We start from the raw sequence: 23,378 nt of genomic DNA, 5'->3' as shown, positions 1-23,378 counted from the left end.
TCAGCAGCGGCGCGGGTACTGACGGAGGGGACGGCGGACGATCGCGTCCGCGCACCATCAACGTCAGGAGCAAGTCATGGGTTTCATCCTCTGGATCCTCGCGGTGATCCTGGTCATCGCCGGCATCTTCCAGCTGTTCAAGGGCGAGACCCTGTGGGGCATCGTGCTGATCATCGTCGGCCTCGCGGTCGGTCCCGGCGGCTACAGCATCTTCAACAGCTAGCCGGTCCGGCGCCGGGTCGCGCGTCACGCACGTCGCGACCCGGCGTCGATAGGTCTCACCCGGCGACGACGATCTCGACCTCGAAGCCCTCGGAGCTCTCGATGTACAGCGCCACGTGCTGCTCCCCGCCGGCGTGCGGGTAGCGGTCGGCGAACAGCTCGTGCCAGCCGTGCGCCGACGACTCGGACCGTACCCGGTCCAGCCGCTCACGGCTCTCGATGTGCAGCGCGATGTGGTTGACCCCGGGACGAAGGCGGTCGTGCGGCTCGTCGACCTGATCGGGCGAGCACTCCAGGAAGAGGTAGGTCCCGTCGGGGTGGACCCACGACGAGCCCTCGATGTCGATCTCCCACGCCAGCTCGCCGAGCAGCCAGCCCCACTCGTCGGCGGCGCGCTCGGGGTCACTGACCCAGAGGTCGAGATGGTGGATCGCGCGGGTCATGCCGCACCCTACGCTTCAACGACGTCGTCGGGGCGGGACTCGTGGTGGGGCCGCCCGTGGGTGCGGCGGTCCTCCTTCATCTCCGACTCGTACAGGTGTCGACGACCCTGCACGAGCTCCTCGCGCGCGGCGCGCTCGATCTCACGGAACGCCGACCAGTAGTGGTCGTCGTAGTCCTCGACGATCTGGAACGACCACCGCCCGTGGAGGACGTTGCGGCCGACCAGCTCGTCGGCGACCCGGTCGGCCAGGTCTCCGTGGCCGGCCTCGCGCAGCTTCTCGACGGCGTCACCGAGGGTGAGGTCCGCGGTGCCGCAGAGGCGATGGAAGGCGTAGAGGTGGCCCCGGGCGGCCTCCACCGCCTCGAGCGCCTCCGAGAGGGTGCCGAGGGCACCGACGGTGGCGTCCGAGACGCCCTCGGGCCGCACGTGGTCCGGGTCCGGGCCGGTCAGGAGAGCACCTCGGAGGCCTGGACCGCCCCGTGCCGCGACTCGATGGCATCGGCGAGCTGGCTCACCTCGTCCTCGGAGAGCTCGACGCCGACCTCGCCGGCCCCCTTGCGCAGCTCCTCCTCGACGGTGCCCTCGGTGGCCCCGTCCTGCCAGGAGGTCACGCGGTCGACGACGGCCTGCACTGCTTGCAGCTTCTCGGTGTCCATGCCACCCGGTACCCCACGGCGGCGGCCGTCAGTCCTCCGGCCCGCGCCGGCACGATCAGTGGTGGCGCAGCGCGTCGATCAGCTCGTCCTTCGACATCGAGGAGCGGCCTTCGACGTCCAGCTCGGCGGCCCGCTTGCGCAGGTCGTCGACCGTCCAGTCGTCGTACGAGCCCGACTGCCCACCGCGATGTCCGACCTCCGAGCGCGAGGAGGCCGCGGCGGCGTTGGCGATGCGCGCCGACTTCTCCTTGCTGTTGCCCTCGTCTCGGAGCTTCTCGTACAGCTCGTCGTCCTTGACGCTCGGCCCGGGCTTCTTGTCCGCCGGCATGGCTGCTCCCATCATCGACTCCTTGAACCTAGCCAGGTGGCCGCTCCGGGCGACACCACCGTTCGGGGTGAACCTGCTCCCGGACCCACCGTGAAAGAGTCGGCCGTCGACCACAGGAGGATCCATTGAACAGCACCATCGACACCGTCGTCCTCGATCTGGACGGGACCCTCGTGGACTCGGTCTACGTGCACACCCTCTGCTGGCACGCGGCTTTCCGCGACGTCGGCGTCCACGCCGCCTCCCACCACATCCACCGCGCCATCGGCATGGGCAGCGACCGGCTCGTGGCCCACGTCGCGGGCGACGCCGTCGAGCGGGCGATGGGCGACGAGGTACGCCGGCGGCACGCCCGCCACCTGGACCAGCACTTCGGCGAGATCACCGCGACCCCGGGGGCGGCCGCCATGCTCGAGGCCCTGCACGACCGTGGGCTGCGGCTGGTCCTGGCCAGCTCGGGCGAGCGCGACCAGGCCCAGCCGATGCTCGACCTGGTCGAGGGAGCCCAGCACCTGTTGGCGGACACCGTGTCGGGCTCGGACGCCGAGCACAGCAAGCCCGCCGGTGACCTGGTGACCCAGGCCCTGCAGGCCGTGGGCGCCGCCCCCGAGTGCGCCGTCCTCATCGGCGACGCCGTATGGGACGCACGTGCGGGGGCCGACGCCGGAGTGGCGTGTATCGGCGTCCTCACCGGTGGCATCACCGAGGCCGAGCTGCGCGAGGCCGGGTGCACCGAGGTCTACGACACGCCGGCCCAGCTGGTGGCGCGGCTCGCGACCTCGCCCCTGCTCGGCGGCGCCGGCCGCTGAGCCGAATGCCGGCGGCCACCCGGCCGGCGGCAGGGGTGAACCACACCGGGAGCGGCGTGCTCCCAGACTCGGGGCGCCAGACTCAGGGCGCCGGATTGACCGAGGTGTCGTGACGCACCTTGTCGGCGGCCGCGGAGGCGACGTCGGTGACCTTCTCCTTGGCGACGTCCGCAGCCGCGGCGGCCTGCGAGGCCACGGCCTCCTGTGCCTTGGACGTGGCCGCCTGGACCTTGGGGTTCTCGGCGATCTTCTGCGCGCCCGAGCGGATCTGCTCGTAGCGACCCCGGCCGGCCTTGCTGCCCAGGACGTAGCCGACTGCAGCGGCGGCGAGGAGAGGGATCTTCTTCATGAGGGGTGCTCCTTCGTTCGAGGGGTGAGGGCAAATCCGGGTCAGCGGTGACGGCGGCGCCACACCACGAGGGCGATGATCAGCGCCGCGCCCGCCGCGGCGGTCGCGGCGAGGTCCGGGCGCAGTGCGCCGGTGTCGGTGGTCGCGCGCTCCTTGAGCTCGGCCGCCTTGCCCTTGGCGCGGGCCTTGACGTCGAGCCGGTGCTGCAGCGCGTCGACGGTCTCGGCCAGTGCCTCGCGCTGACGCGCGATGTCCGCCTCGATCTCCTCGGGGGAACGGCCGTTGCTGGACATCAGTGCTGTCCCTTCACTACGGCGACGTCTTCCTTGACGCCGGCGATCGCCCGCTCCGGGGCGGCAGGCGTGGCGGTCTGGATCTCCTTCTTGCCGACCAGCGCGGCCACACCGGCGGCGGCGAGGAGCACGACCGCGACGATGAGGGCGGCGGCCCAGGCCGGCAGCACCAGGTCGAGGGCGAGCACGGCGGTGGCGACCAGGGTCGCGGCCCCGAGGAGGGCCAGCAGTCCGGCGGCGCCGAACAACCCGGCGCCGGCGCCGGCGCGCTTGCCCTTCTCGGCCAGCTCCACCTGCGCCAGGCGCAGCTCGCTGCGGACCAGGTCCGGGATCTGCTCGGACAGGCGGTGCATCAGGGCGCCGATCGGCTCCTGGGAGTCCGGCTGGGGTGACTGGGTCATGCCGACCCGGTGCCCCTCCGAGAGCCGGGACAAACGGTCACCCGGTCGGCGGGGTCACCCGAGGGACGCGTGCCTGGCGGCCCAGAGCTCGGCACGGGCGCTCGTGCGCGTCGAGACACCCACGGCGTGGTCCCACAGCACGGCGACGTTCTTGGCGATGGCCTCCTCGCGGGTCTCGATGACGTCGACCTCACAGCGCCTCGGGTCGTCGAGCGGGTCGAGCGAGCCCATGGCCAGGAGCCGGCCACCGGTGGGGGGCAGGTTCGGCTCGGACGCGCCGTCGACGCAGTACAGCCGGTCATAGGCGCCGTCGTTGGTCACGACGATGGTGTCGTAGCCCTGCTCGCCGAACACGTTGTCGACGCCCGAGCCCGGGTAGATGATGTCGTCGCCCTCGTCGCCGGTGATGTTGAGGTCGCAGACGCTGGGCTGGGCCACGTAGTCCTTGGACATCCCCGGGCACGAGTCGTCGCCCGGGCCGGCGTCCAGGATGTCGTCGCCGGCCTCGCCGTCGAGCTCGTCGCGCCCGTCGCCACCGAAGAGCCGGTCGGTGCCGGCGCCGCCCATCAGCTGGTCCTCGCCGGTCCCGCCGTCGAGCATGTCGTCGCCCCCCATGCCGCCCATGCTGTCGTTGCCGGCGTCACCGTAGAGCCGGTCGTTGCCAGTGCCGCCGTGGACGCGCGTCTCGAAGTCGGTGCTGGCGTTGCCCCTGCGCGCTCCGCGGTCGTCCCCCGGTCCGGCGTGGATGACGTCGTTGCCCGCCTGGCCATAGAGGGTGTCGACACCCGCGCCGCCGTCCACGACGTCGTTGTCGGGACCGGCATCGGCGTAGTCGTTGCCCGCACCGCCGAGCACGGTGTCGGCGCCCGTGCTGGCGGTGAGTCGGTCGTTGCCCACGCCGCCGTCGAGGCGGTCGTCGCCGTCGCCGCCGTTGAGGAAGTCGTTGCCGGCGTCGCCGGTCAGGAGGTCGCGGCCCGGACCAGAGGAGATCCTGTCGGTGCCACCGCCGCCCTTCATGGTGTCGTTGCCACGCGCGTCGCTGAACTTGTCGTTGCCGGCCCCACCCACGTGGAGGTCGTCGCCCGAGGTGTCGCTGAACGTGTCAGCGCCGCCCTCGCCGTAGAGCTTGTCGTTGCCGGGGCCCCCGTTGAGGGTGTCGTTGCCGCCGCGCGCCTTGACCGTATCGCTGCCGCCCTGGGCGTTGATCCGGTCGGCGCGCGGCGTCCCGATCAGCTTGTTGGCGGTGTTGGAGCCGTTGATCATGGCGGCGCTCGCCGCGGCCGGCATGACCGCGAGCGCCGCCACGGCCGCGACCACGAGGGCGCGCGAGGACGTGAATCGAGGGAGCGACATGCGCGCCACGGTAACGGATCTGGCGAGGCGCGGGGCGGGATCGCTCAACTCACCCGCGGTGGATCCCCGGGGTCGCTACTCCCACTCGATGGTGCCGGGCGGCTTGGACGTGATGTCGATCGTGACCCGGTTGACCTCGCTCACCTCGTTGGTGATGCGGGTGGAGATCCGCTCCATCACGTCGTACGGCAGCCGCGCCCAGTCGGCGGTCATCGCGTCCTCGGAGGTGACGGGGCGCAGCACGACGGGGTGCCCGTAGGTCCGGCCGTCCCCCTGGACGCCGACCGAGCGGACGTCGGCGAGCAGGACGACCGGCATCTGCCAGATATCGCGGTCGAGTCCGGCACGGGTCAGCTCCTCGCGGGCGATGGCGTCGGCCTCGCGCAGCAGGTCCAGGCGATCCCGGGTGACCTCGCCGATGATCCGGATGCCCAGGCCGGGCCCCGGGAACGGCTGGCGGTGCACGATCTCGGCGGGCAGCCCCAGCTGCTCCCCCATCAGCCGGACCTCGTCCTTGAACAGGGTCCGCAGCGGCTCCACGAGCTCGAACTCGAGGTCGTCGGGCAGTCCGCCGACGTTGTGGTGCGACTTGATGTTGGAGGCGCCGGCACCACCGCCGGACTCGACGACGTCGGGGTAGAGCGTGCCCTGCACCAGGAACGCGACCTTGTCGCCGTCGTCGCCGGAGACCGCGTCGACGAGGATCTCGGCCTCGGCCGCCTCGAAGACCCGGATGAACTCGCGGCCGATGATCTTGCGCTTCTGCTCCGGGTCGCTGACCCCGACCAGCGCGTCGAGGAACTGCTTCTCGGCGTCGACGACCTTCAGGTCGACCCCGGTCGCGGCGACGAAGTCCCGCTCGACCTGCTCGGTCTCGCCCTTGCGCATGAGCCCGTGATCGACGTACACACAGGTCAGGCGGTCGCCGATCGCGCGCTGCACGATCGCGGCCGCAACGGCGGAGTCGACGCCGCCCGAGAGCCCGCAGATGGCCTGACCGCGGTCGCCGATCTGGGCCCGGATCGACTCGATCTGCTCCTCGACGATGTTGACCATCGTCCAGGTGGGCCGGCAGCCGGCGATGTCGACCAGGAAGTGCTCCAGCACGGCCTGGCCGTGCTCGCTGTGCATCACCTCGGGGTGCCACTGGACCCCGGCTAGCTGACGCTCGACGTGCTCGAACGCCGCCACGGTGGCGCGCGGCGAGCGGGCGTTGACGGTGAAGCCGTCCGGCGCCGCCACGACCTCGTCGCCGTGCGACATCCAGGAGGTGAGCGTGGCAGGCACGGCGCCCAGCAGCGTGCCGGGCTCGAGCACCTCGACCTCGGTGCGACCGTACTCGCGCTGGCCGGTGTGGGCGACCGTGCCGCCGAGCGCCTGCGCCATGGCCATGAAGCCGTAGCAGATGCCGAACACCGGCACCCGGCCGTCGACCAGCGCGGGGTCGAGCTGTGGGGCGCCGGGCGTGTAGACCGAGGCGGGGCCGCCGGAGAGGATGATCGCCTTCGGGTTGCGCGCGAGCATGTCGGCGACCGGCATGTGGTGCGGCACGATCTCGGAGTAGACCCGCGCCTCGCGCACACGGCGGGCGATCAGCTGCGCGTACTGCGCCCCGAAGTCGACCACCAGAACCAGATCGTGCTCCGCGGGCTGCGTCATGGCGCCAGCCTATCGAGCGCCGATCGAGCGTGGTCGCTGGCCGGTGGCCGGCCCGGCTGTGTCACCCCGGCCCGGCGACGTAACCACCCCTGCGCCTCGTCGTTGGAGGGATGGAACCCGGCCCGAACTGCTCCCTCCACGGCCGGCTTCCGCGGTCGCGGCGCTGCACCGCAGCGGCGCGGACGACCAGGGCCCGGCCACCCTCCCTCCCCGGCCGGGCCTTGGGTCGTGTCCGGACGGGCAGGCCGGCCCGGGGTCAGGTGACCTGGACGATCGGCAGCCGCAGGGCGGCGGGCGCGCTCGCCGGCACGGCGGGAGCCACCGGCGCCACCGGGGCGACCCGGACGTACTCGCCGCCGAGCTCCGGGCGCGGATCGGGCTCGCCCTTGTTGGGCCACAGTGCCATCGCCCGCTCGGCCTGGGCGGTGATGGTGAGCGAGGGGTTGACGCCCAGGTTGGCCGAGATGGCCGACCCGTCCGCGATGTGCAGCCCCGGATAGTTGAAGACCCGCTGGTAGGGGTCGACCACGCCGTTGTCGGGTTCGGTCCCGATCGCGCACCCGCCGATGAAGTGCGCGGTCAGCGGCATGTTGAACGGCTCCCCGATGCTGCTGCCCGGCGTGCCGCCGATCAACGCGGCCATGCGCCGTACGACCTCGTTGGCGACCGGGATCCAGGTGGGGTTGGGGGCGCCATGCCCCTGCCGCGACGACATCCGCCAGCGCCGGGTGAGCCTCCCGCGCTTGCCGAAGGTGGTGATGGAGTTGTCCAGGCTCTGCATGACCAGGGCGATGACCGTGCGCTCGGACCAGTGGGCGAGGTCGTAGAGCTGGAGGGCGTTGGCCCGCTCGGCCCAGAGCTCCTTGAGCCAGGTGCGCCAGCGCGCGCCGTCGCCGTCGCCGTCGGTCAGGACCGTCTGCAGCATCGACATGGTGTTGAAGCCCTTGCCGTAGCGCACCGGCTCCACGTGGGTGTGCTCGTCGGGGTGGAAGCTCGAGGTGATCGCGACGCCGTAGGTGAAGTCGGTCCGGCGGCTCTTGGGGGCGATGGCGCCCAGGATCGACTCGGAGTTGGTGCGCGAGAGGTAGCCGAGCCGGTCGGAGAGACCGGGCAGGTGACCCTCGTCCTTCATCCGGTGCAGCAGCTTCTGCGTCCCGAGGGCGGCCGCCGCCAGCACGACGTGCTCGGCGGTGAGGGTGCGCGTCGTGCGCGGGGTCGCGCGGCGGGCCTTGGTGTAACGCAGCGTCACGTCGTAGCCGCCCGACTCCCGCGGCCGGATCCGGGTGACGGTGCTGAGCGGAAGCACGCGCGCGCCGCGCCTCTCGGCGAGGTAGAGGTAGTTCTTGACCAGCGTGTTCTTGGCGTTGTGGCGGCACCCGGACATGCACTCGCCGCAGTTGAGGCAGGTGTGGCGGGCGGGGCCCTCGCCGCCGAAGAACGGGTCCTCGACCCGGGTCCCGGGCTCCTGGCCCGGCCCGCCGAAGAAGACGCCGACCGGGGTGGGATGGAAGGTGTCGGCGACGCCGAGGTCGGCGGCCACCTGCTTCATCACGTCGTCGGCCGGCGTGGTGACGGGGTTCTCCACGACGCCGAGCATCCGCTTCGCCTGGTCGTAGTAGGGCGCGAGCTCCTGCTTCCAGTCGGTGATGCCGGCCCACTGCGGGTCCGAGTAGAACTGCTCCAGCGGCTCGTAGAGCGTGTTGGCGTAGACCAGGGAGCCACCGCCGACCCCGGCGCCGGCCACGATCATGGTGTCCCGGACGGCGTCGATGCGCTGGATGCCGTACATCCCCAGCGCGGGCGCCCACAGGTAGCGCTTGACGTCGAAGGTGCCGGAGGAGAAGTCGTGGTCCTCGAAGCGCGGGCCGGCCTCGATGACGCCGACGCGGTAGCCCTTCTCGGTCAGGCGGAGCGCAGTGACGGAGCCGCCGAAGCCCGACCCGACGACCAGGACGTCGTAGTCGCAGTCGCTCATGCGCGCCCGAGCTTCCGCATCAGGCGCAGGTTGGCCGTCATGACCTTGCCGTAGGTCTCGTCGGACATCCCGAGCATCGGCGCGAAGCGGATCAGCCGCTGCGTCGCGACCGACTGGGACTCGGTGTAGCGCAGGACGCCCTCGCTCCCCTGGCGTCGCCCCATGCCGGACTGGCGCATCCCGCCCATCGGCGAGTCGATGCTGGCGAACGTGGCGCCGAAGGCCTCGTTGATGTTGACCGTGCCGCACTTGATCCAGCGGGCGATCGCACGCGCCCGCGCGCCGTCCTGGCTGTAGATCGCGCCGTTGAGGCCGTAGTCGCCGCTGTTGGCGCGGGCCACGGCGTCGGCCTCGTCGTGGAAGCGGTACAGGGACACGACCGGGCCGAAGGTCTCGCGGCCGAAGCACGTCATGTCGGGGGTGACCCCCTCCAGGATGGTCGGCTCATAGAAGTACGGCCCGAGGTCGGGGCGGGCCCGGCCGCCGGCCAGCACCCGCGCCCCCTTGGCCACCGCGTCGTCCACGTGAGCAACGACGGTGTCGAGCTGGGCCTGCGAGACGAGCGAGCCCATGTCGTTGCCCCAGTCCAGCGTGGCGCCGAGGGTCATCGCCTCCGTGCGCGCGACGAAGCGGTCGACGAACCGGTCGTAGACCTGGTCGGCCACGAACAGCCGCTCCATCGAGACGCAGAGCTGGCCGGCGTTGGAGAAGCTGGCGCGCACCGCACCCTCCGCGGCCTTCTCCAGGTCGGCGTCGCGCAGCACGAGGAGCGGGTTCTTGCCCCCGAGCTCGAGGGAGGCGCCGATCAGGCGCTCCGCGCACGCCTTCGCCACCGAGCGGCCCGTGGCCGTCGACCCGGTGAAGCAGACGTAGTCGGCACGCGCGATCACCTGCGGCCCGACCTGGCCGCCGGGGCCGGCCACGACCTGCCAGAGGTCGGCCGGGAAGCCGGCCTCGTCGAGCAGCCGCGCGGCGAGCAGCGCGGAGAGCATGGTCTGGGCGTCGGGCTTGGCGACCACGGCGTTGCCGGCCAGCAGGGCGGGCAGCCCGTCGCACAGCGCCATCGTGAACGGGTAGTTCCACGGCGAGATGATGCCGACGACGCCCTTCGGCACCTGGTTGACCTCGACCCTCGTCAGCCCCGGCACGACGCCGAGCTTGCGCTTGGTGTCCAGGTGCTGGTGGGCCGTGCGGCCGTAGTAGCGCGCGGTCAGCGCGATGTGGAGGGGCTCGTCGAACGCGTGCTTGCGGGCCTTGCCCGACTCCCACACGATCAGGTCGATGATCTCCTCCAGGCGGTCCAGGACGAGGTCGTGCAGCCGCAGCAGCAGCGCGGCCCGGTGGTCGAGCGGGGTCCGCGCCCAGGCCTCCTGCGCGCGGCGCGCGCGGGCGAACGCCTCGTCCACGTCGGCCTCGGAGGACTGGGGGACGTTGGCGAGCGGCGCGCCGTTCAGGGGCGAGTGCACCGGGACGGACTCGCCGGAGGTGGCCCGCAGGCGCGCGGTCAGCGACTCGACGTACCCCAGGTCGAGCGCGTAGGCCGCGGTCGGGTCGTGCTCGGGGTCCGCGGGTCCCGCGGTGAGCGGGTCGGCCCCGCCGGTGGAGGTGGGTTCGTAGGCGCTCATGTACCGAGGGTATGTGAGCGGCGTCTCGCTGCCTACCGTCAGGTAACGGATGTGGCTCTTTACACAGGAGATGCCGATGTCAAGCCGGGTCCGGTACGGCGCTCAGGTGTGGCCGGCACCCGGCGTGGGTAGGTGGTCGCCATGCTGACCTCCTTGCGGATCGTGGTGGGGGCCATGATGGCCTTCCTGCTCCTCATCGCCCTCTCGCTCTCCTTCGTGCTCGCGCCCTCCGGGAGCTCACCCCCCGACCAGGGCCTCCTGGACGCCCCCGCGCCGTGGGTGCCGGCGGCGCTGCTCGCGGGCGGTGTGGCGCTGCACCTCGTGATCACCGCGGTGGGCTACCGCACCCCGGCCATCGTGCCCGGCACGCCGCCGGAGGTCGCCGGCCGCGCGGCCGCGGGCGCGCTGACGTCCGGCACCTTCCTGCGCGCCGCCCTCGCGGAGTCCCTGGCCCTGCTCGCCCTCGCCCTCGCCTTCGTCCTGATCGAGGGCGGCTTCGTCACCTACCTCTGCGGCGCGGCCGTCTCCCTGGCGCTGTCCGCCCTGCACGCCTTCCCCCGCGAGGCCACGATCCGGCGCACCGAGGAGAGCCTCGAGCGCCAGGGCGGCACGTCGTACCTCCGCCAGCAGCTGAGCCTGCCCGCCCCGCGCTCCGGCGCGGTGCAGGAGCTCTGAGGGGTCCCGGACGGCTCGCCGCTAGGGTGCGCCCGTGAAGACGTTCCTGCTGGGGCCCGGCTGCCAGAAGGGTGGGACCACCTGGCTCTACCAGCATCTCAAGGCCTCGACGCAGTTCGCGCACGGATACCGCAAGGAGTACCACGTCTTCGACGTGCGCGACCTGCCGTCGGAGAGCTGGACCCGGGAGCGCGTGATCGGCCTCGCGGAGGAGTCGCTGGCGGCGCTGAGACAAGGCGAGCCCGCCGCGGCCGACGTCCTGCACCGCATGAGCATGGTGGCCAACCCGCGGTTCTACTTCGACTACTTCGCCGGCCTCCTGGCCCAGCGGCCGGAGGCTCGCGCCACCGGCGACTTCACCCCCGACTACGCCCTGCTGCCGGCCGAGCGGCTGCGCACGATCCGCCGCGGCTTCGAGCGGCGCGGAGTCCGCGCGGCCGCGATCTTCCTCATGCGCGACCCGGTCGACCGGACCTGGTCGCAGATCCGGATGCGCGCCTCCCGCCGGCCGGAGTCGTTCACGATGCCGGTCGAGTCCGTGCTGCGCGAGCAGCACGGCGACCCGACGTACGCGCTGCGCTCGCAGTACGGGGACACCGTGCGCGCGCTGGACGAGGCGTTCGGGGACGACGTCCACTACGAGCTCTACGAGCGGCTCTTCACCGCCGAGGCGGTCGGGCGGGTCTGCCGCTTCGCCGGCATGGAGCCCCACGAGGCCGACTTCGACCGGGTCCACAACGCCTCGGGCCCGCGCTCCGGCCCTCCCGAGGACGTCGCCTGCCAGGTCGCGCTGCACTACGCCCCCGTCTACCGGGCGGTCGCCGAGCGCTTCCCCGACCTCGACCTGCGGGAGTGGTGGCCCAGCGCACGCTACGTCCTGGACTGAGCCGCGTCCGCGTCAGGACTCCAGGTAGATCGACTTCAGCTCGGTGTACTGCGCCAGGCCCTCGGGGCCGAACTCGCGGCCGACGCCGGAGGCCTTGAAGCCGCCGAACGGCGCGGCGAAGTCCATCGTGTAGGTGTTGACGCCGTAGGTGCCGGCGCGGACCCGGCGGGCGACGTCGAGCCCGGCCTCGCGGTCCCCGGTCCAGACCGTGCCGGCCAGGCCGTAGTCGGACTCGTTGGCGATCCGCACCGCGTCGTCGACGTCGTCGTAGGGGATCACCGACAGGACGGGACCGAAGATCTCCTCCTGGGCGATGCGCATCCGGTTGTCGACGTCGGCGAAGACGGTGGGCCGGACGTACCAGCCGTGGTCGAGCCCCTCGGGCATGCCGTTGCCGCCGACGACGAGACGGGCCCCCTCCTCCTGGCCGAGCGCGATGTACTTCTCCACGCGCTCCTGCTGGCGCTGCGCGACCATCGGGCCGACCTCGGTCGCGGGGTCGGCCGGGTCGCCGACCTGCATGCCGGACACCGCCTCGGCGAGGGAGTCGACGACCGAGGCGTAGTTGGCCCGGCTGGCCAGGATCCTGGTCTGGGCGACGCAGGCCTGGCCGGAGTTCATGAGGGCGGTGAACTTCAGGCCCTCCATGGTGGCGCTCAGGTCGGCGTCGTCCAGGACGATGGCGGCGGACTTGCCGCCGAGCTCGAGGCTGACCCGCTTGAGCTGCTCGCCGCAGACCGCCGCGATCCGGCGCCCGGCGGCGGTCGACCCGGTGAAGGCCACCTTGTCGACACCCGGGTGGGCGACGAGGTGCTCGCCGACCTCTCGCCCGGCGGCGACGATGTTGACCACCCCGGCGGGGACGCCGGCCTCCAGCAGGAGCTCGGCCATCAGATAGCCGTCCAACGGCGTCTCGGGCGCCGGCTTCACCACGATCGTGCAGCCGGCGAGCAGCGCGGGGACGAGCTTGGACATGATCGTGAACTGCGGGACGTTCCACGGCGGGATCGCCGCGACCACGCCGACCGGCTCGTGGCGCACCATGACCGGCATCCCGAGGGCGCCCGGGCGGGTCTCCTCCCAGGGGAACTCGCGCGCGATCGCGAGGAACGCCTCGATCTGCATCCACGGCGCCGGCGACTGGGCGAGATTGGCGAACGACGTCGGGGAGCCCATCTCCACGGTGATCAGGTCGGCCATCTCGCCCAGCCGGGCGGCGTACAGGCCGGAGAACGCCTCCACGACGGCGATCCGCTCCGCCGGGCTCAGCCGCGGCCACGGGCCCTCGTCGAAGGCGCGGCGGGCCGCGGCGACCGCCGCGTCGATGTCGGCGGCCGTGCCCTCGGGCACGGTGGCGACGACCTGCTCGGAGTGGGGCGAGACCACCTCGAGGAGGCCGCTGCCGGCCGGGGCTGCCCAGTCCCCGTCGATGAAGAGGCTGTCGCGGTCGAGACTGGTCATGACACGTCCTTGATCGTCAGGGAGCGAGGGTGAAGAAGTCGGCGAAGCCGCTGGGGTCGTGGCGGCCGATCGCGCCGTGCTCGAAGAGGCCCCAGCCCTCGGCGCCGTCGCAGGTGACGCGCCCGACGTGGTCGATCACGCCGAACATCACCCGCCCCGCGACGTCCGGGGACGCGAGGTCGTAGGTGCGGCGCTCGGTGAAGCCCGGGCCCTTCCACATGCCGTGGGTCCAGTCGGAGTCGCCGCCGTACCCGCCGCCGACGTGCAGCGGCACCGCCAGCCGCGACTCCACCTCGAGCTCGAGCGGCTTGCCGTCGGGCGTCGTGCAGCGGATGCTCGCACCCGTGGGGACCCGGGTGCCCGAGGCGTAGCGGATGCTCACGTGCGGCCAGCCGAGCTGCTCGACGCGGCCGTCCTTCCAGACCCGCGTGCAGTCGTTGAGCACCCGGTGCCCGCTCGGGTCCTCCTGGATGATCAGGATGATCGCGAAGTCGTCGAAGCGCATCGGCACGTAGAGCCACCACATGCCCTCGAACGGCGGGTCGGCCGGCCGGCCCGGCGGTTCGGCCTCCCCCACCGGGCGGATCCCCCAGGACCGGTCCCGGGTGCCGACCCAGCGGTTCGCGTCCACGGCGATGTCCTCGCCGTCGATCGAGATCGACCCCTCCCAGGTCCCGACCTGCGCGAACCGCTGGGCATCCAGGGTGACCCGGCTGCCGGCACGCATGACGTGCGGCTGCTCCTGGAGGACGTCGAAGGACCCCTCCCAGGTCAGGTCCATGGCGATGCCCTCGGTCTCCTCGAGCACCAGCCGCAGCCTGCGTAGGGGCTCGACCACCTCGATCCGGTAGCCCCCGACGTGCTGGTGGAGGCGGTCGTCATCGATCGCGTCGCCCAGGTGCACGGCGGTCTGCTCGTCGCCGCGCCGCACGAGGACGAACGCGTCCTTGGTGCCGAGGTTGGGGTAGTAGCCGGCGCCGGTGATCACGAAGATGTCGCCGGTGCGGTCGTGGGCGTTGAAGTAGCAGCGGTCGTAGAAGTTCCGGTCACTGCTCGCCGCCCAGGTCACCGGCAGGGGCGCCTGGTGGATCGGGTACTCGTCGAGGTGGCTCACCATGGTCGTCTACGCCCCCGCCTCGTCGAGGATCCGCTCCACCAGAGGCTTGCAGTGGAAGAGCGTCTCGATGTCCTCGGGCCGCTGGATCTCGCCGAAGTGGATCTGCCGGGCGCCGGTGCGCATGAAGACGATGCACCACTGCAGTCCGTTGTAGACGTGGTACCAGGTGAGGTCGCCGAGGGGCGCACCGGTGAGCCGCTCGTACTCGGCGACGACGTCCTCCTCGCGCAGGAAGTGCGGCATACCGGGCAGTCCGAGCATCCCGGTGATCGTCTCGAAGACCTGGTGGGCGAAGAGCATCCACGACACGTCCAGCTGGCGCGGCCCGATCGCGGCCATCTCCCAGTCGAGCACCGCGACCGGAGTGAAGTCGCGGTAGATGGTGTTGCCGATGCGCGCGTCGCCCCAGCACAGGACGGCGTCGCCGTCCCGGGCTGTCGGGAGGTGGAGACGCAGCCACGCGAGCGCACGCTCCACCAGCGGACTGGGGCCGATGTCGGCCTTGGCGAACTCGTACCAGGCCACCGTCCGGGCGAGGGTGCGCTCCAGCAGGGACCCGCCCTCGTGGCCATGGCGGGCCGGGTCGAGGAAGGCGAAAGTGGTCTGCGCATCGGGGATGGCGTGCAGTCCCGCGAGCAGGCCGACGCTGGCGTCCTGCAGCCGGCGCTGGTCGTCGTCGCTGGCGTCGTGGAGCCAGTTGTCGCCGAAGTTGTAGGGCAGCACGTCCTGCGGGATCAACCCGTCGACACGGTCCATGAGGAAGAACGGGGTGCCCAGCACCGCTCCCGTCGGCTCCATCCACCTCACGGCCGGCACGGGCACCTCCGAGCGCTCGGCGACGATCCGCATCGCGTCGTACTGGTCCTGCAGCTCGTAGCTGGGGAAGACCGGGAAGTCCGCCGCGGCCGGCGCCACCCGGGCGACGTACTCGCCGTGGCGCGCAGCGCCGTCCTCGGTCCAGTCCACGTCCATTGGCAGCGTCTCCGACGACATCCCGTTGGCCTCGGCGCCCGAGTGCAGCGTCACGCGCGGCTCGGCGCCGTCGGCCAGCAGTGTGGCCAGCCACCCCGCGAGCACCGTCGGCACCGAGGTGGCGTCCCGGCTCGAGCGCTGCAACGTCATGTCCGCGGGCGGTGGCACCTGGCTCACTCGCACTCCCCTGTGACGTGGGTCTCAGTCGACATCCGTCAGCATGGGTGGAACGTGTTCTAGTTGTCAACGGGGGTCACGCGGCAGGGTTTTCAGCATCTGCTGATAAACCGGTGCTTCTGGGGTGTTTTTCTGGCCCAGCAGCGCCGGAATCCCAGCAGATGCTGAAAACCCTGCTCAGACGATGTCCGGCGCGCGCACCCGCGCCTCGTCGGCCTCCTGGTCGGTGAGCATGAGCTGGCTCTGGCGCTCGGCCTCGACGCGGCGCAGGTAGTGGTCGACCTCGTCGACGATGCGGGCGTCGTCCCAACCGAGGGCACCGGCCATGAGCCGGGCGGCGTGGGGGGCGGCGGCGACGCCCCGGTCGAAGGTCTCGATGGAGATACGGGTACGCCGGGTGAGGACGTCGTCGAGGTGGCGCGCGGCCTCATGGGTGACGGCGTAGACCACCTCGGCCGCGAGGTAGTCCTCGGCTCCCGTCAGCGGCTCCCCGAGCGCAGGGTCCGAGGCGACCAGCGCGAGCAGGTCGTCGACCTGACCGCCGTACCTGCCGAGGAGGTGGTCGATGCGGGCGACGTGCAGCCCGGAGCGGCGCGCCAGGAGGACGCGCTGGTTGGAGCGGGTCTCGAACCCGTCGGCGCCGAGCAACGGCACCCGGTCGGTGATCGACTGGCGCACGGTCAGGTTGACCGTGGTACGCAGCGAGTGGGCGGCGGCGTCGATGGCGTCGCGCGCCATGACCCGGTACGTCGTGAGCTTGCCTCCGGCGATCATCACCAGGCCTGGGACCGGCGTGACGACGGTGTGCTCGCGCGAGATCTTCGAGGTGGGCTCGGACTCGCCGGACAGCAGCGGGCGCAGGCCGGCCCAGACCCCCACGACGTCGTCATGGTCCAGCGGCTCGCGCAGGATCGCGTTGACGTGGTCGAGGATGTAGTCGATGTCGGCCCGGCTGGCGGCGGGATGCGCCTTGTCGAGGTCCCAGGGGGTGTCGGTGGTGCCGATGATCCAGTGCCGGCCCCAGGGGATCACGAACAGGACCGACTTCTCGGTGCGCACGATGAACCCGGCCTCGGACCGGATCCGGTCGCGGGGCACGACGATGTGCACGCCCTTGCTGGCCTGGACGCGCAGCGCTCCCCGACCGCCGACGAGGTCCTGGATCTCGTCGGTCCAGACCCCGGCGGCGTTGACGACCACGCGGGCGCGGATCTCCACCTCGCGCCCGGCCTCCAGGTCCCGCGCCGTCACGCCCACGACCCGCTCGCCCTCACGGAGGAAGCCGGTGACGCGGACCCGCGTGGCCACGTGCGCGCCGTGTCCCGCCGCAGTGCGGGCCAGCGCCAGCACCAACCGGGCGTCGTCGACCTGGCAGTCCCAGTACTGGATGGCGCCCGCGAGCGCGTCCGGCCTGAAGTCGGGCGCGATCCGGGTGACCTGCTTGCGAGAGAGGTGCCGGTGGCGCGGCACGCCCATGTCCGAGCTGCCCAGCATCGCCATGCCGTCGTACAGCGCCAGGCCGGCGCCGACGTACGGGCGCTCCCAACCGCGGTGGGTGAGCGGGTAGAGGAACGACACCGGCCGCACCAGGTGCGGGGCGAGGCGGGTCAGCAGGAGGCCTCGCTCCTGCAGCGCCTCGCGCACCAGGCCGAAGTCGAGCATCTCCAGGTAGCGCAGGCCGCCGTGGACGAGCTTGCTGCTGCGGCTGCTGGTTCCGCTCGCGAGGTCGCGCTGCTCGACCAGGCCGGTGCTCAGCCCGCGCGTCACGGCGTCCAGGGCGGTGCCTGCCCCCACGACACCACCACCGACCACCAGCACGTCGAGCTCGGCCTCACCCGCGAGGCCGCTCATCGCGGCCAGCGACCGCTCGCGGGCCTCGGGGCCGAGCGCGGACGGCGGTACGAGAGGCGGGCTCATTCCCCCATTGTCGCAAGGGGCACATGACGGACGTATGGCCCCCGCGGGCGGCCGGTGCCGTCAGCTGCCGCGTGCGGCCGCGACCGCCTCGGTCAGCCCTCGGGCGGCGAGACGGTCGGCGCGCTCGTTGCCCTCGTGCCCGGCGTGGCCCTTGATCCAGTGCCACTCGACCTCGTGCTCGGCGCACGCGGCGACGAGCTGCTGCCAGAGGTCGACGTTCTTGACCGGCTGCTTGGCCGAGGTCCTCCAGCCGTTGCCGGACCACCCGACCACCCACTTCGTGATGCCGTTGCGCACGTAGGTGCTGTCGGTGTGGATATGCACGACCGAGCGCCGCTTGAGGGCCTCCAGCGCCCGGATCGGAGCCATGAGCTCCATGCGGTTGTTCGTGGTCTCGCCGGGCTCGCCGCCGCAGAGCTCGAGCTCGTGGCTGCCCTGCTGCAGCAGGGCTCCCCAGCCTCCGGGGCCGGGGTTGGGGATACAGGCGCCGTCGGTGTGGATGACGACCGGTGCGGGGGCGCTCACTACTCGACGACGACCTCGACGCGCTGGAACTCCTTGAGGTCGGTGTACCCGGTCGTGGCCATGGCGCGCTTGAGGGCACCGATCAGGTTCATGGTGCCGTCGGCCACGCGCGAGGGGCCGAAGAGGATCTCCTCCAGCGTGCCGACCCGGTCGAACTCCACGCGCTGGCCCCGCGGCAGGTCTGCGTGGTGCGCCTCGGCGCCCCAGTGGAAGCCGCCGCCGGGGGCGTCGGTGGCCCGCGCGAACGGCGAGCCGACCATGACCGCGTCGGCCCCGCAGGCGATCGCCTTGGCGATGTCACCCGACTTGCCGATCGAGCCGTCGGCGATCACGTGGACGTAGCGGCCCCCGGACTCGTCGAGGTAGTCGCGGCGCGCGGCGGCGACGTCGGCGACGGCCGACGCCATCGGCACGGCCACGCCGAGCACCGTGCGCGTGGTGTGGGCGGCGCCGCCGCCGAAGCCCACCAGGACGCCGGCGGCTCCCGTGCGCATCAGGTGCAGGGCGGCCTGGTGGGTGGCGCAGCCGCCCACGATGACCGGCACGTCGAGCTCATAGATGAACTCCTTGAGGTTCAGCGGCTCCGCCTGGGACGAGACGTGCTCGGCGCTGACCGTCGTACCGCGGATGACGAACATGTCGACGCCGGCGTCGACGACGACCTTGGCGAACTCCTTGGTGCGCTGCGGCGACAGCGATCCCGCGACCGTGACCCCGGCGTCGCGGACCTCGCGGAGCCGGTGCGTGATCAGCTCGGCCTTGACCGGCTCGGTGTAGATCTCCTGCATCCGCGCGGTGGCGTCGATGCCCTGGAGCCCGGAGACCTCCTCGAGCAGCGAGAGCGGGTCCTCGTAACGGGTCCACAGCCCCTCGAGATTCAGCACCCCGAGGCCGCCGAACCGGCCCAGCGCCACCGCCGTCTCCGGCGACATCACCGAGTCCATCGGCGCGGCGAGGACCGGGAGCCCGAAGCGGTAGGCGTCGATCTGCCAGTCGATGCTGACCTCTTCGGGGTCGCGCGTGCGGCGCGAGGGGACGATCGCGATGTCGTCGAAGGAGTAGGCACGCCGGCCGCGCTTGGCCTGGCCGATCTGGATCTCGGTCATGGCCGAAGTTTCCCACGGGTCCGCCGCAAGGACCGAGCCGCGTCGCCAATATCGGCGATCTCCCGTGCTCGGCCGGCGAGGATCCGCCGAATAATCAGTGACCCGAGTAGTTGGGCGCCTCGACGGTCATCTGCACATCGTGCGGGTGGCTCTCCTTGAGGGAGGCCGAGGTGATGCGCACGAACCGGCCCTTCTCCTGGAGCTCCGGGACGGTGCGGGCACCGACGTAGAACATCGACTGGTTGAGACCACCGATCAGCTGGTGGGCGACCGCCGCCAGCGGCCCCCGGAAGGCGACCTGGCCCTCGATGCCCTCGGGCACGAGCTTGTCGTCGGTGAGCACCTCGGCCTGGAAGTAGCGGTCCTTGGAGTAGGACTTCTTGCCACGACTCGACATCGCTCCGAGCGATCCCATGCCGCGGTAGGACTTGTACTGCTTGCCGTTGACGAAGACCAGGTCCCCCGGGCTCTCCTCGCAGCCGGCCAGCAGCGACCCGAGCATCACCGTGTCGGCGCCGGCGACCAGGGCCTTGGCGATCTCGCCGGAGTGCTTCATGCCGCCGTCGGCAATGACAGGTACGCCGGCGGGCTTGGCAGCCAGCGAGGCCTCGTAGACCGCGGTGACCTGGGGGGCGCCGACACCGGTGACCACCCGGGTGGTGCAGATCGAGCCCGGCCCGACGCCCACCTTGATCGCGTCCGCGCCGGCGTCGACGAACGCCTGGGCGCCCTCGCGGGTGGCGACGTTGCCGCCGATGACCTGCACGTGGCGGGTGGCGGGGTCCTTCTTGAGCCGCTCGACCATCTCGAGCAGCATCCGGACGTAGCCGTGGGCCGTGTCGGCGACGAGCACGTCGGCGCCCGCCTCGATGAGGGTGGTGGCGCGCTGCCAAGCGTCACCGAAGTAGCCGATCGCGGCCCCGACCATGAGCCGACCGTCGCCGTCCTTGGAGGCCTTCGGGAACTGCTCGGACTTCACGAAGTCCTTGACCGTGATGAGCCCGCCCAGACGTCCCTGGTCGTCGACCAGCGGGAGCCGCTCGCGCTTGTGCTGGCGCAGCAGCATGGTCGCCTCCTCCCGTGAGATCCCGACGTGGCCCGTCACGAGCGGCATCGGCGTCATGACCTCGTCGACCTTGGTGGTGGCCCACTCCGCCACGGGGGTGAAGCGCAGGTCGCGGTTGGTGCAGATCCCGAGCAGGCGGTTGTCGGTGTCGACGACCGGCAGACCGGAGACGCGGTACTCGCCGCAGATGGCGTCGAGCTCCTCCAGCGTCGCGTCGGGACCGATGGTGACCGGGTTGGAGATGATCCCGGTCTGGGTCCGCTTCACGAGGTCGACCTGGTAGGCCTGGTCCTCGATGGACAGGTTGCGGTGCAGCACGCCCAAGCCGCCCTGGCGGGCCATCGCGATGGCCATGCGCGACTCGGTGACGGTGTCCATGGCCGCGCTCACGAGCGGGACCTGGATCGTCAGCTCCCGGGTGAGCCGGGTGCTCGTGTCGATCTCGTCGGGCGCCAGGTCGGAGTGGCCCGGCAGCAGGAGGACGTCGTCGTAGGTCAGGCCCAGCGCGGCGAACTTGTCAGGGAGTTCCACCATGGCAGTCTAGTCCGCCTCCCCACGGGCGACTCACGGCCGGGTGACCGCCAAGGGACGCAGATCACGCACGGTGATCCGCACCGTCAGCACGTCTCCGGCCATCCGGATCCGCCCGCGCATCCCGGCGGCCATCACCATCGGCATGACGGCCTGATTGTCCGAGCGAGTAGTGAGCAGGATGGCTTCGGCGCCCAGGCCGTTGGCGAGCCTGGCGGCGTCCCCGAGCAGGCGGGTGCCGATGCCGCGGCGCTGCCACGCCGCGTCGACCTCCAGGTCGACCGGCAGTACGTCGGGCAGGTCCGGCTCGGCGGCGAGCAAGGTGGCGACGCCGACCCGGGTGCCCTCGATGGTGGCCACCGCGGAGCGGCCCTCCACGTGGTAGTCCGGCAGGCTGCCCTGACCCATCCGTCGGTGGTCGGAGAGCCGGGGCGACGGGTGGTGCTGCTCACGGGCGAGCACGTCGCTGACCAGGTCGGCCATCGCCGCGCCGCGCGCGTGCTCGGTGGCGGTGAACGGGGCACTGCGGCGGATCTGGACCTGCACGTCGCCCACGGCCATCTCCATCACGTCCTGGGCACTGCCGCTCGGCACGACGTCCGCGTCGAAGAGCGCCGCGACCACCTCCGGGAAGGACGACGGGGCCTCGAGCACGCCGCGCGCGGCCTGCACGTAGCGGGTCGGCTGGTCGGCGAGCGCCGCCTCCGTGCAGGTGGCCGCGCTCACGGACAGCCCGCCCGCACGGCCCACGAGCCCGGTGAGGTCCGCCTCGTCCCAGGAGTCCGGCGTGCTCAGGACCAGCTCGTCGGTCACCGCCTCGACGCCGGGGAACACCTGCACCCCCAGGATGTTCACCCCCGCCGCTCCACACTCCGCCGCGAGCGCCGCCAGGGCCCCCGGCCGCTCGGGCAGCGTCGCTCGCACTCTCCACAACATGGCCCGACTGTGTCCGGCGCAGGTTGCCGGACGGCGTCCGTCCTGTTTCACCGGCGCTACGTCTCCACCCGTCTCATGCCGACCCGTCACCAACTGCACGAAATGCCGCTGACCCGTCAGAAAGTCTCTGACGGGTCAGCGGGGGGGTGCGGTGGATCAGTGGCCGTGGCCGTGCCCGTGGCCGGCGGCCGGGGCGTCGTCCTCGTCCTCGGGCTTGTCGACGATCAGGGTCTCGGTCGTGAGCAGCATGCCCGCGATCGAGCTGGCGTTGACGAGCGCCGAGCGGGTGACCTTGACCGGGTCCAGGACGCCCTGGGCGACCAGGTCGCCGTACTCCTCGGTCGCGGCGTTGTAGCCGTTGCCGACGCCGAGCTCGCGGACCTTGGTGGTCACGACGTAGCCGTTGACGCCGCCGTTCTCGGCGATCCAGCGCAGCGGCTCGTCGGCCGACTTGCGGACGATGCGGACACCGGCCGCCTCGTCGCCGGTCAGGCCGAGGTCGTCCTCGAGGACCTTGACCGCGTGGATGAGGGCCGAGCCGCCGCCGGCGACGATGCCCTCCTCGATCGCGGCGCGCGTCGCGGAGACGGCGTCCTCGATGCGGTGCTTCTTCTCCTTGAGCTCGACCTCGGTGTGCGCGCCGACCTTGATGACGCAGACGCCGCCGGCGAGCTTAGCGAGACGCTCCTGGAGCTTCTCGCGGTCCCAGTCGGAGTCGGTGTTCTCGATCTCGGCCTTGATCTGGCTGACGCGGCCCTCGACCTCGGAGGCGTCGCCGCCGCCGTCGACGATCGTGGTGTCGTCCTTGGTGATGACGACGCGACGCGCGGTGCCGAGCGACTCCAGGCCGATCTGGTCGAGCTTGAGGCCGACCTCCGGCGCGATGACCTGACCGCCGGTCAGCGTCGCGATGTCCTGCATCATGGCCTTGCGACGGTCACCGAAGGCCGGGGCCTTGACCGCCACGGCGTTGAACGTGCCGCGGATCTTGTTGACCACCAGGGTCGACAGGGCCTCGCCGTCGACGTCCTCGGCCAGGATGAAGAGCGGCTTGCCGGCCTGGATGACCTTCTCCAGCAGCGGCAGCAGCTCGGCGATCGCCGAGATCTTGCCCTGGTGCAGGAGGATGTAGGGGTCGTCGAGGACGGCCTCCATGCGCTCGGTGTCGGTGACGAAGTACGACGAGATGTAGCCCTTGTCGAACTGCATCCCCTCGGTGAAGTCCAGCTCGGTGCCCATGGTGTTGGACTCCTCGACGGTGATGACACCGTCCTTGCCGACCTTGTCGAAGGCCTGCGAGAGCAGGTCGCCGATGTGGGCGTCACGACTCGAGATCGTGGCCACCGAGGCCATGTCCTCGACCGAGTCGACCTCGCGGGCGGCCTCGCGCAGGGCCTCGCCGACCGCGGCGGTCGCCTTGTCCATGCCGCGCTTGAGGCTCATCGGGTTGGCACCGGCGGCGACAGCGCGCAGGCCCTCGTGGACCATCGCCTGCGCCAGCACGGTGGCCGTCGTGGTGCCGTCACCGGCGATGTCGTTGGTCTTGGTGGCGACCTCCTTGGTGAGCTGCGCCCCCAGGTTCTCGAACGGGTCGTCCAGCTCGATCTCACGGGCGACGGTGACGCCGTCGTTCGTGATCGTGGGGGCTCCCCACTTCTTGTCGAGGACGACGTAGCGGCCCTTGGGGCCGAGCGTCACCTTGACGGCGTTGGCGAGAGCGTCGACGCCGCGCTCGAGGGAGCGGCGGGCGTTCTCGTCGAACTCCAGGATCTTGGGCATGGTTCTCCTAGGTCAAATGAAATCGGGTCGTGTGCCGAGGAGCGCGCCTGAGCGCGTCCTCAGGCACACGACCCCCCAGAAAAAAAAGGAAACAAAGCGAGGACGTAGCGGGCGG

At 71.6% G+C, this 23,378-nt stretch carries 24 protein-coding genes; 4 read left to right on the top strand and 20 right to left on the bottom strand.

Annotation, left to right across the window (positions count from 1 at the left end; genetic code table 11):
* The first annotated feature begins 76 nt into the window (after positions 1–76).
* Complete coding sequence (locus LRP67_RS16760; RefSeq protein ID WP_231242139.1) at positions 77–223, top strand: GPGG-motif small membrane protein; 147 nt, start codon at positions 77–79, stop codon at positions 221–223.
* A gap of 55 nt (positions 224–278) precedes the next feature.
* Here LRP67_RS16760 and LRP67_RS16755 read toward each other — a convergent pair whose 3' ends face one another.
* The 4 genes from LRP67_RS16755 to LRP67_RS16740 are packed head-to-tail and all read right to left on the bottom strand — an operon-like array spanning position 279 to position 1,663.
* On the bottom strand, positions 279–665 hold the full coding sequence (locus LRP67_RS16755; protein WP_231271306.1) for a VOC family protein: 387 nt from the start codon (positions 663–665) through the stop codon (positions 279–281).
* An 8-nt stretch (positions 666–673) separates the two neighbouring features.
* Positions 674–1,093 (bottom strand): hypothetical protein, encoded by a 420-nt coding sequence (locus LRP67_RS16750; RefSeq protein ID WP_231271305.1) that lies wholly within the window; start codon positions 1,091–1,093, stop codon positions 674–676.
* A 20-nt stretch (positions 1,094–1,113) separates the two neighbouring features.
* The gene (locus LRP67_RS16745) at positions 1,114–1,323 is read right to left on the bottom strand and encodes a hypothetical protein (RefSeq protein WP_231242142.1); all 210 of its coding nucleotides are present in this window, start codon (positions 1,321–1,323) and stop codon (positions 1,114–1,116) included.
* 55 nt (positions 1,324–1,378) lie between these two features.
* On the bottom strand, positions 1,379–1,663 hold the full coding sequence (locus LRP67_RS16740) for a Rho termination factor N-terminal domain-containing protein (RefSeq protein ID WP_231271304.1): 285 nt from the start codon (positions 1,661–1,663) through the stop codon (positions 1,379–1,381).
* A 113-nt stretch (positions 1,664–1,776) separates the two neighbouring features.
* Between LRP67_RS16740 and LRP67_RS16735 the strand changes: the two genes are divergently transcribed.
* The gene (locus tag LRP67_RS16735) at positions 1,777–2,460 is read left to right on the top strand and encodes an HAD family hydrolase (RefSeq protein WP_231271303.1); all 684 of its coding nucleotides are present in this window, start codon (positions 1,777–1,779) and stop codon (positions 2,458–2,460) included.
* 82 nt (positions 2,461–2,542) lie between these two features.
* On the opposite strand, the gene LRP67_RS16730 is transcribed toward LRP67_RS16735, so the two are convergent.
* The 7 genes from LRP67_RS16730 to LRP67_RS16690 all read right to left on the bottom strand — a co-directional run bounded on the left by LRP67_RS16730 (position 2,543) and on the right by LRP67_RS16690 (position 10,115).
* Positions 2,543–2,809, bottom strand: coding sequence for a hypothetical protein (locus LRP67_RS16730; protein WP_231242145.1), 267 nt, complete (start codon positions 2,807–2,809; stop codon positions 2,543–2,545).
* Positions 2,810–2,850: 41 nt separating this feature from the next.
* Entirely contained in the window at positions 2,851–3,102 is a 252-nt protein-coding gene (locus LRP67_RS16725) for a DUF3618 domain-containing protein (RefSeq protein ID WP_231271302.1), read from the bottom strand.
* The gene (locus LRP67_RS16720; protein WP_231271301.1) at positions 3,102–3,503 is read right to left on the bottom strand and encodes a phage holin family protein; all 402 of its coding nucleotides are present in this window, start codon (positions 3,501–3,503) and stop codon (positions 3,102–3,104) included. The genes LRP67_RS16725 and LRP67_RS16720 overlap by 1 nt, the downstream gene beginning before the upstream one ends.
* A 54-nt stretch (positions 3,504–3,557) precedes the next feature.
* Positions 3,558–4,856 (bottom strand): calcium-binding protein, encoded by a 1,299-nt coding sequence (locus LRP67_RS21590; RefSeq protein ID WP_269211715.1) that lies wholly within the window; start codon positions 4,854–4,856, stop codon positions 3,558–3,560.
* A 75-nt stretch (positions 4,857–4,931) separates the two neighbouring features.
* The gene (gene guaA / locus LRP67_RS16700; protein ID WP_231271300.1) at positions 4,932–6,515 is read right to left on the bottom strand and encodes a glutamine-hydrolyzing GMP synthase; all 1,584 of its coding nucleotides are present in this window, start codon (positions 6,513–6,515) and stop codon (positions 4,932–4,934) included.
* A gap of 256 nt (positions 6,516–6,771) precedes the next feature.
* Positions 6,772–8,490 carry a GMC family oxidoreductase N-terminal domain-containing protein gene (locus LRP67_RS16695; protein ID WP_231271299.1) on the bottom strand — a complete coding sequence of 573 codons (1,719 nt, stop codon included), beginning with the start codon at positions 8,488–8,490 and terminating at the stop codon, positions 6,772–6,774.
* A complete protein-coding gene (locus tag LRP67_RS16690; RefSeq protein WP_231271298.1) occupies positions 8,487–10,115 on the bottom strand; it encodes a succinic semialdehyde dehydrogenase in 1,629 nt (542 codons plus the stop codon). The genes LRP67_RS16695 and LRP67_RS16690 overlap by 4 nt, the downstream gene beginning before the upstream one ends.
* 141 nt (positions 10,116–10,256) lie before the next feature.
* Here LRP67_RS16690 and LRP67_RS16685 point away from each other — a divergent pair, with 141 nt between their 5' ends.
* Together LRP67_RS16685 and LRP67_RS16680 are read left to right on the top strand one after the other, a co-directional pair.
* Complete coding sequence (locus LRP67_RS16685) at positions 10,257–10,790, top strand: hypothetical protein (protein WP_231271297.1); 534 nt, start codon at positions 10,257–10,259, stop codon at positions 10,788–10,790.
* 34 nt (positions 10,791–10,824) lie between these two features.
* On the top strand, positions 10,825–11,676 hold the full coding sequence (locus tag LRP67_RS16680) for a sulfotransferase (protein WP_231271296.1): 852 nt from the start codon (positions 10,825–10,827) through the stop codon (positions 11,674–11,676).
* A 12-nt stretch (positions 11,677–11,688) separates the two neighbouring features.
* Here LRP67_RS16680 and LRP67_RS16675 read toward each other — a convergent pair whose 3' ends face one another.
* From LRP67_RS16675 to groL, 9 genes are all read right to left on the bottom strand, one after another.
* Positions 11,689–13,137, bottom strand: coding sequence for an aldehyde dehydrogenase (locus tag LRP67_RS16675; RefSeq protein WP_231271295.1), 1,449 nt, complete (start codon positions 13,135–13,137; stop codon positions 11,689–11,691).
* 16 nt (positions 13,138–13,153) lie between these two features.
* Positions 13,154–14,254 carry a hypothetical protein gene (locus tag LRP67_RS16670; protein WP_374107428.1) on the bottom strand — a complete coding sequence of 367 codons (1,101 nt, stop codon included), beginning with the start codon at positions 14,252–14,254 and terminating at the stop codon, positions 13,154–13,156.
* A gap of 6 nt (positions 14,255–14,260) precedes the next feature.
* On the bottom strand, positions 14,261–15,403 hold the full coding sequence (locus tag LRP67_RS16665) for a phosphotransferase family protein (protein ID WP_231271293.1): 1,143 nt from the start codon (positions 15,401–15,403) through the stop codon (positions 14,261–14,263).
* A 177-nt stretch (positions 15,404–15,580) separates the two neighbouring features.
* Positions 15,581–17,320: a glycerol-3-phosphate dehydrogenase gene (gene glpD / locus LRP67_RS16660; RefSeq protein WP_231271292.1), complete on the bottom strand. Its 1,740-nt coding sequence runs from the start codon at positions 17,318–17,320 to the stop codon at positions 15,581–15,583.
* Positions 17,321–17,380: 60 nt separating this feature from the next.
* The gene (gene rnhA, locus LRP67_RS16655) at positions 17,381–17,845 is read right to left on the bottom strand and encodes a ribonuclease HI (RefSeq protein WP_231271291.1); all 465 of its coding nucleotides are present in this window, start codon (positions 17,843–17,845) and stop codon (positions 17,381–17,383) included.
* Positions 17,845–18,951, bottom strand: a complete 1,107-nt coding sequence (locus LRP67_RS16650; protein ID WP_231271290.1) for a GuaB3 family IMP dehydrogenase-related protein — start codon at positions 18,949–18,951, stop codon at positions 17,845–17,847. Before LRP67_RS16650 ends, rnhA begins: the two co-directional genes overlap by 1 nt.
* Positions 18,952–19,045: 94 nt before the next feature.
* Entirely contained in the window at positions 19,046–20,548 is a 1,503-nt protein-coding gene (gene guaB / locus LRP67_RS16645; RefSeq protein ID WP_231271289.1) for an IMP dehydrogenase, read from the bottom strand.
* Positions 20,549–20,581: 33 nt separating this feature from the next.
* The gene (locus tag LRP67_RS16640) at positions 20,582–21,484 is read right to left on the bottom strand and encodes a GNAT family N-acetyltransferase (RefSeq protein ID WP_231271288.1); all 903 of its coding nucleotides are present in this window, start codon (positions 21,482–21,484) and stop codon (positions 20,582–20,584) included.
* Between the two features lie 156 nt (positions 21,485–21,640).
* Positions 21,641–23,263, bottom strand: coding sequence for a chaperonin GroEL (gene groL / locus LRP67_RS16635; RefSeq protein ID WP_231271287.1), 1,623 nt, complete (start codon positions 23,261–23,263; stop codon positions 21,641–21,643).
* Between the last annotated feature and the right edge of the window lie 115 nt (positions 23,264–23,378).

It is taken from the genome of Nocardioides sp. cx-169, from assembly GCF_021083605.1.
In the GTDB taxonomy this organism is placed as follows: Bacteria; Actinomycetota; Actinomycetes; order Propionibacteriales; family Nocardioidaceae; genus Nocardioides.
Note: the sequence above shows the minus strand (reverse complement) of the source record. Positions and strands in the feature narration are given on the sequence as shown.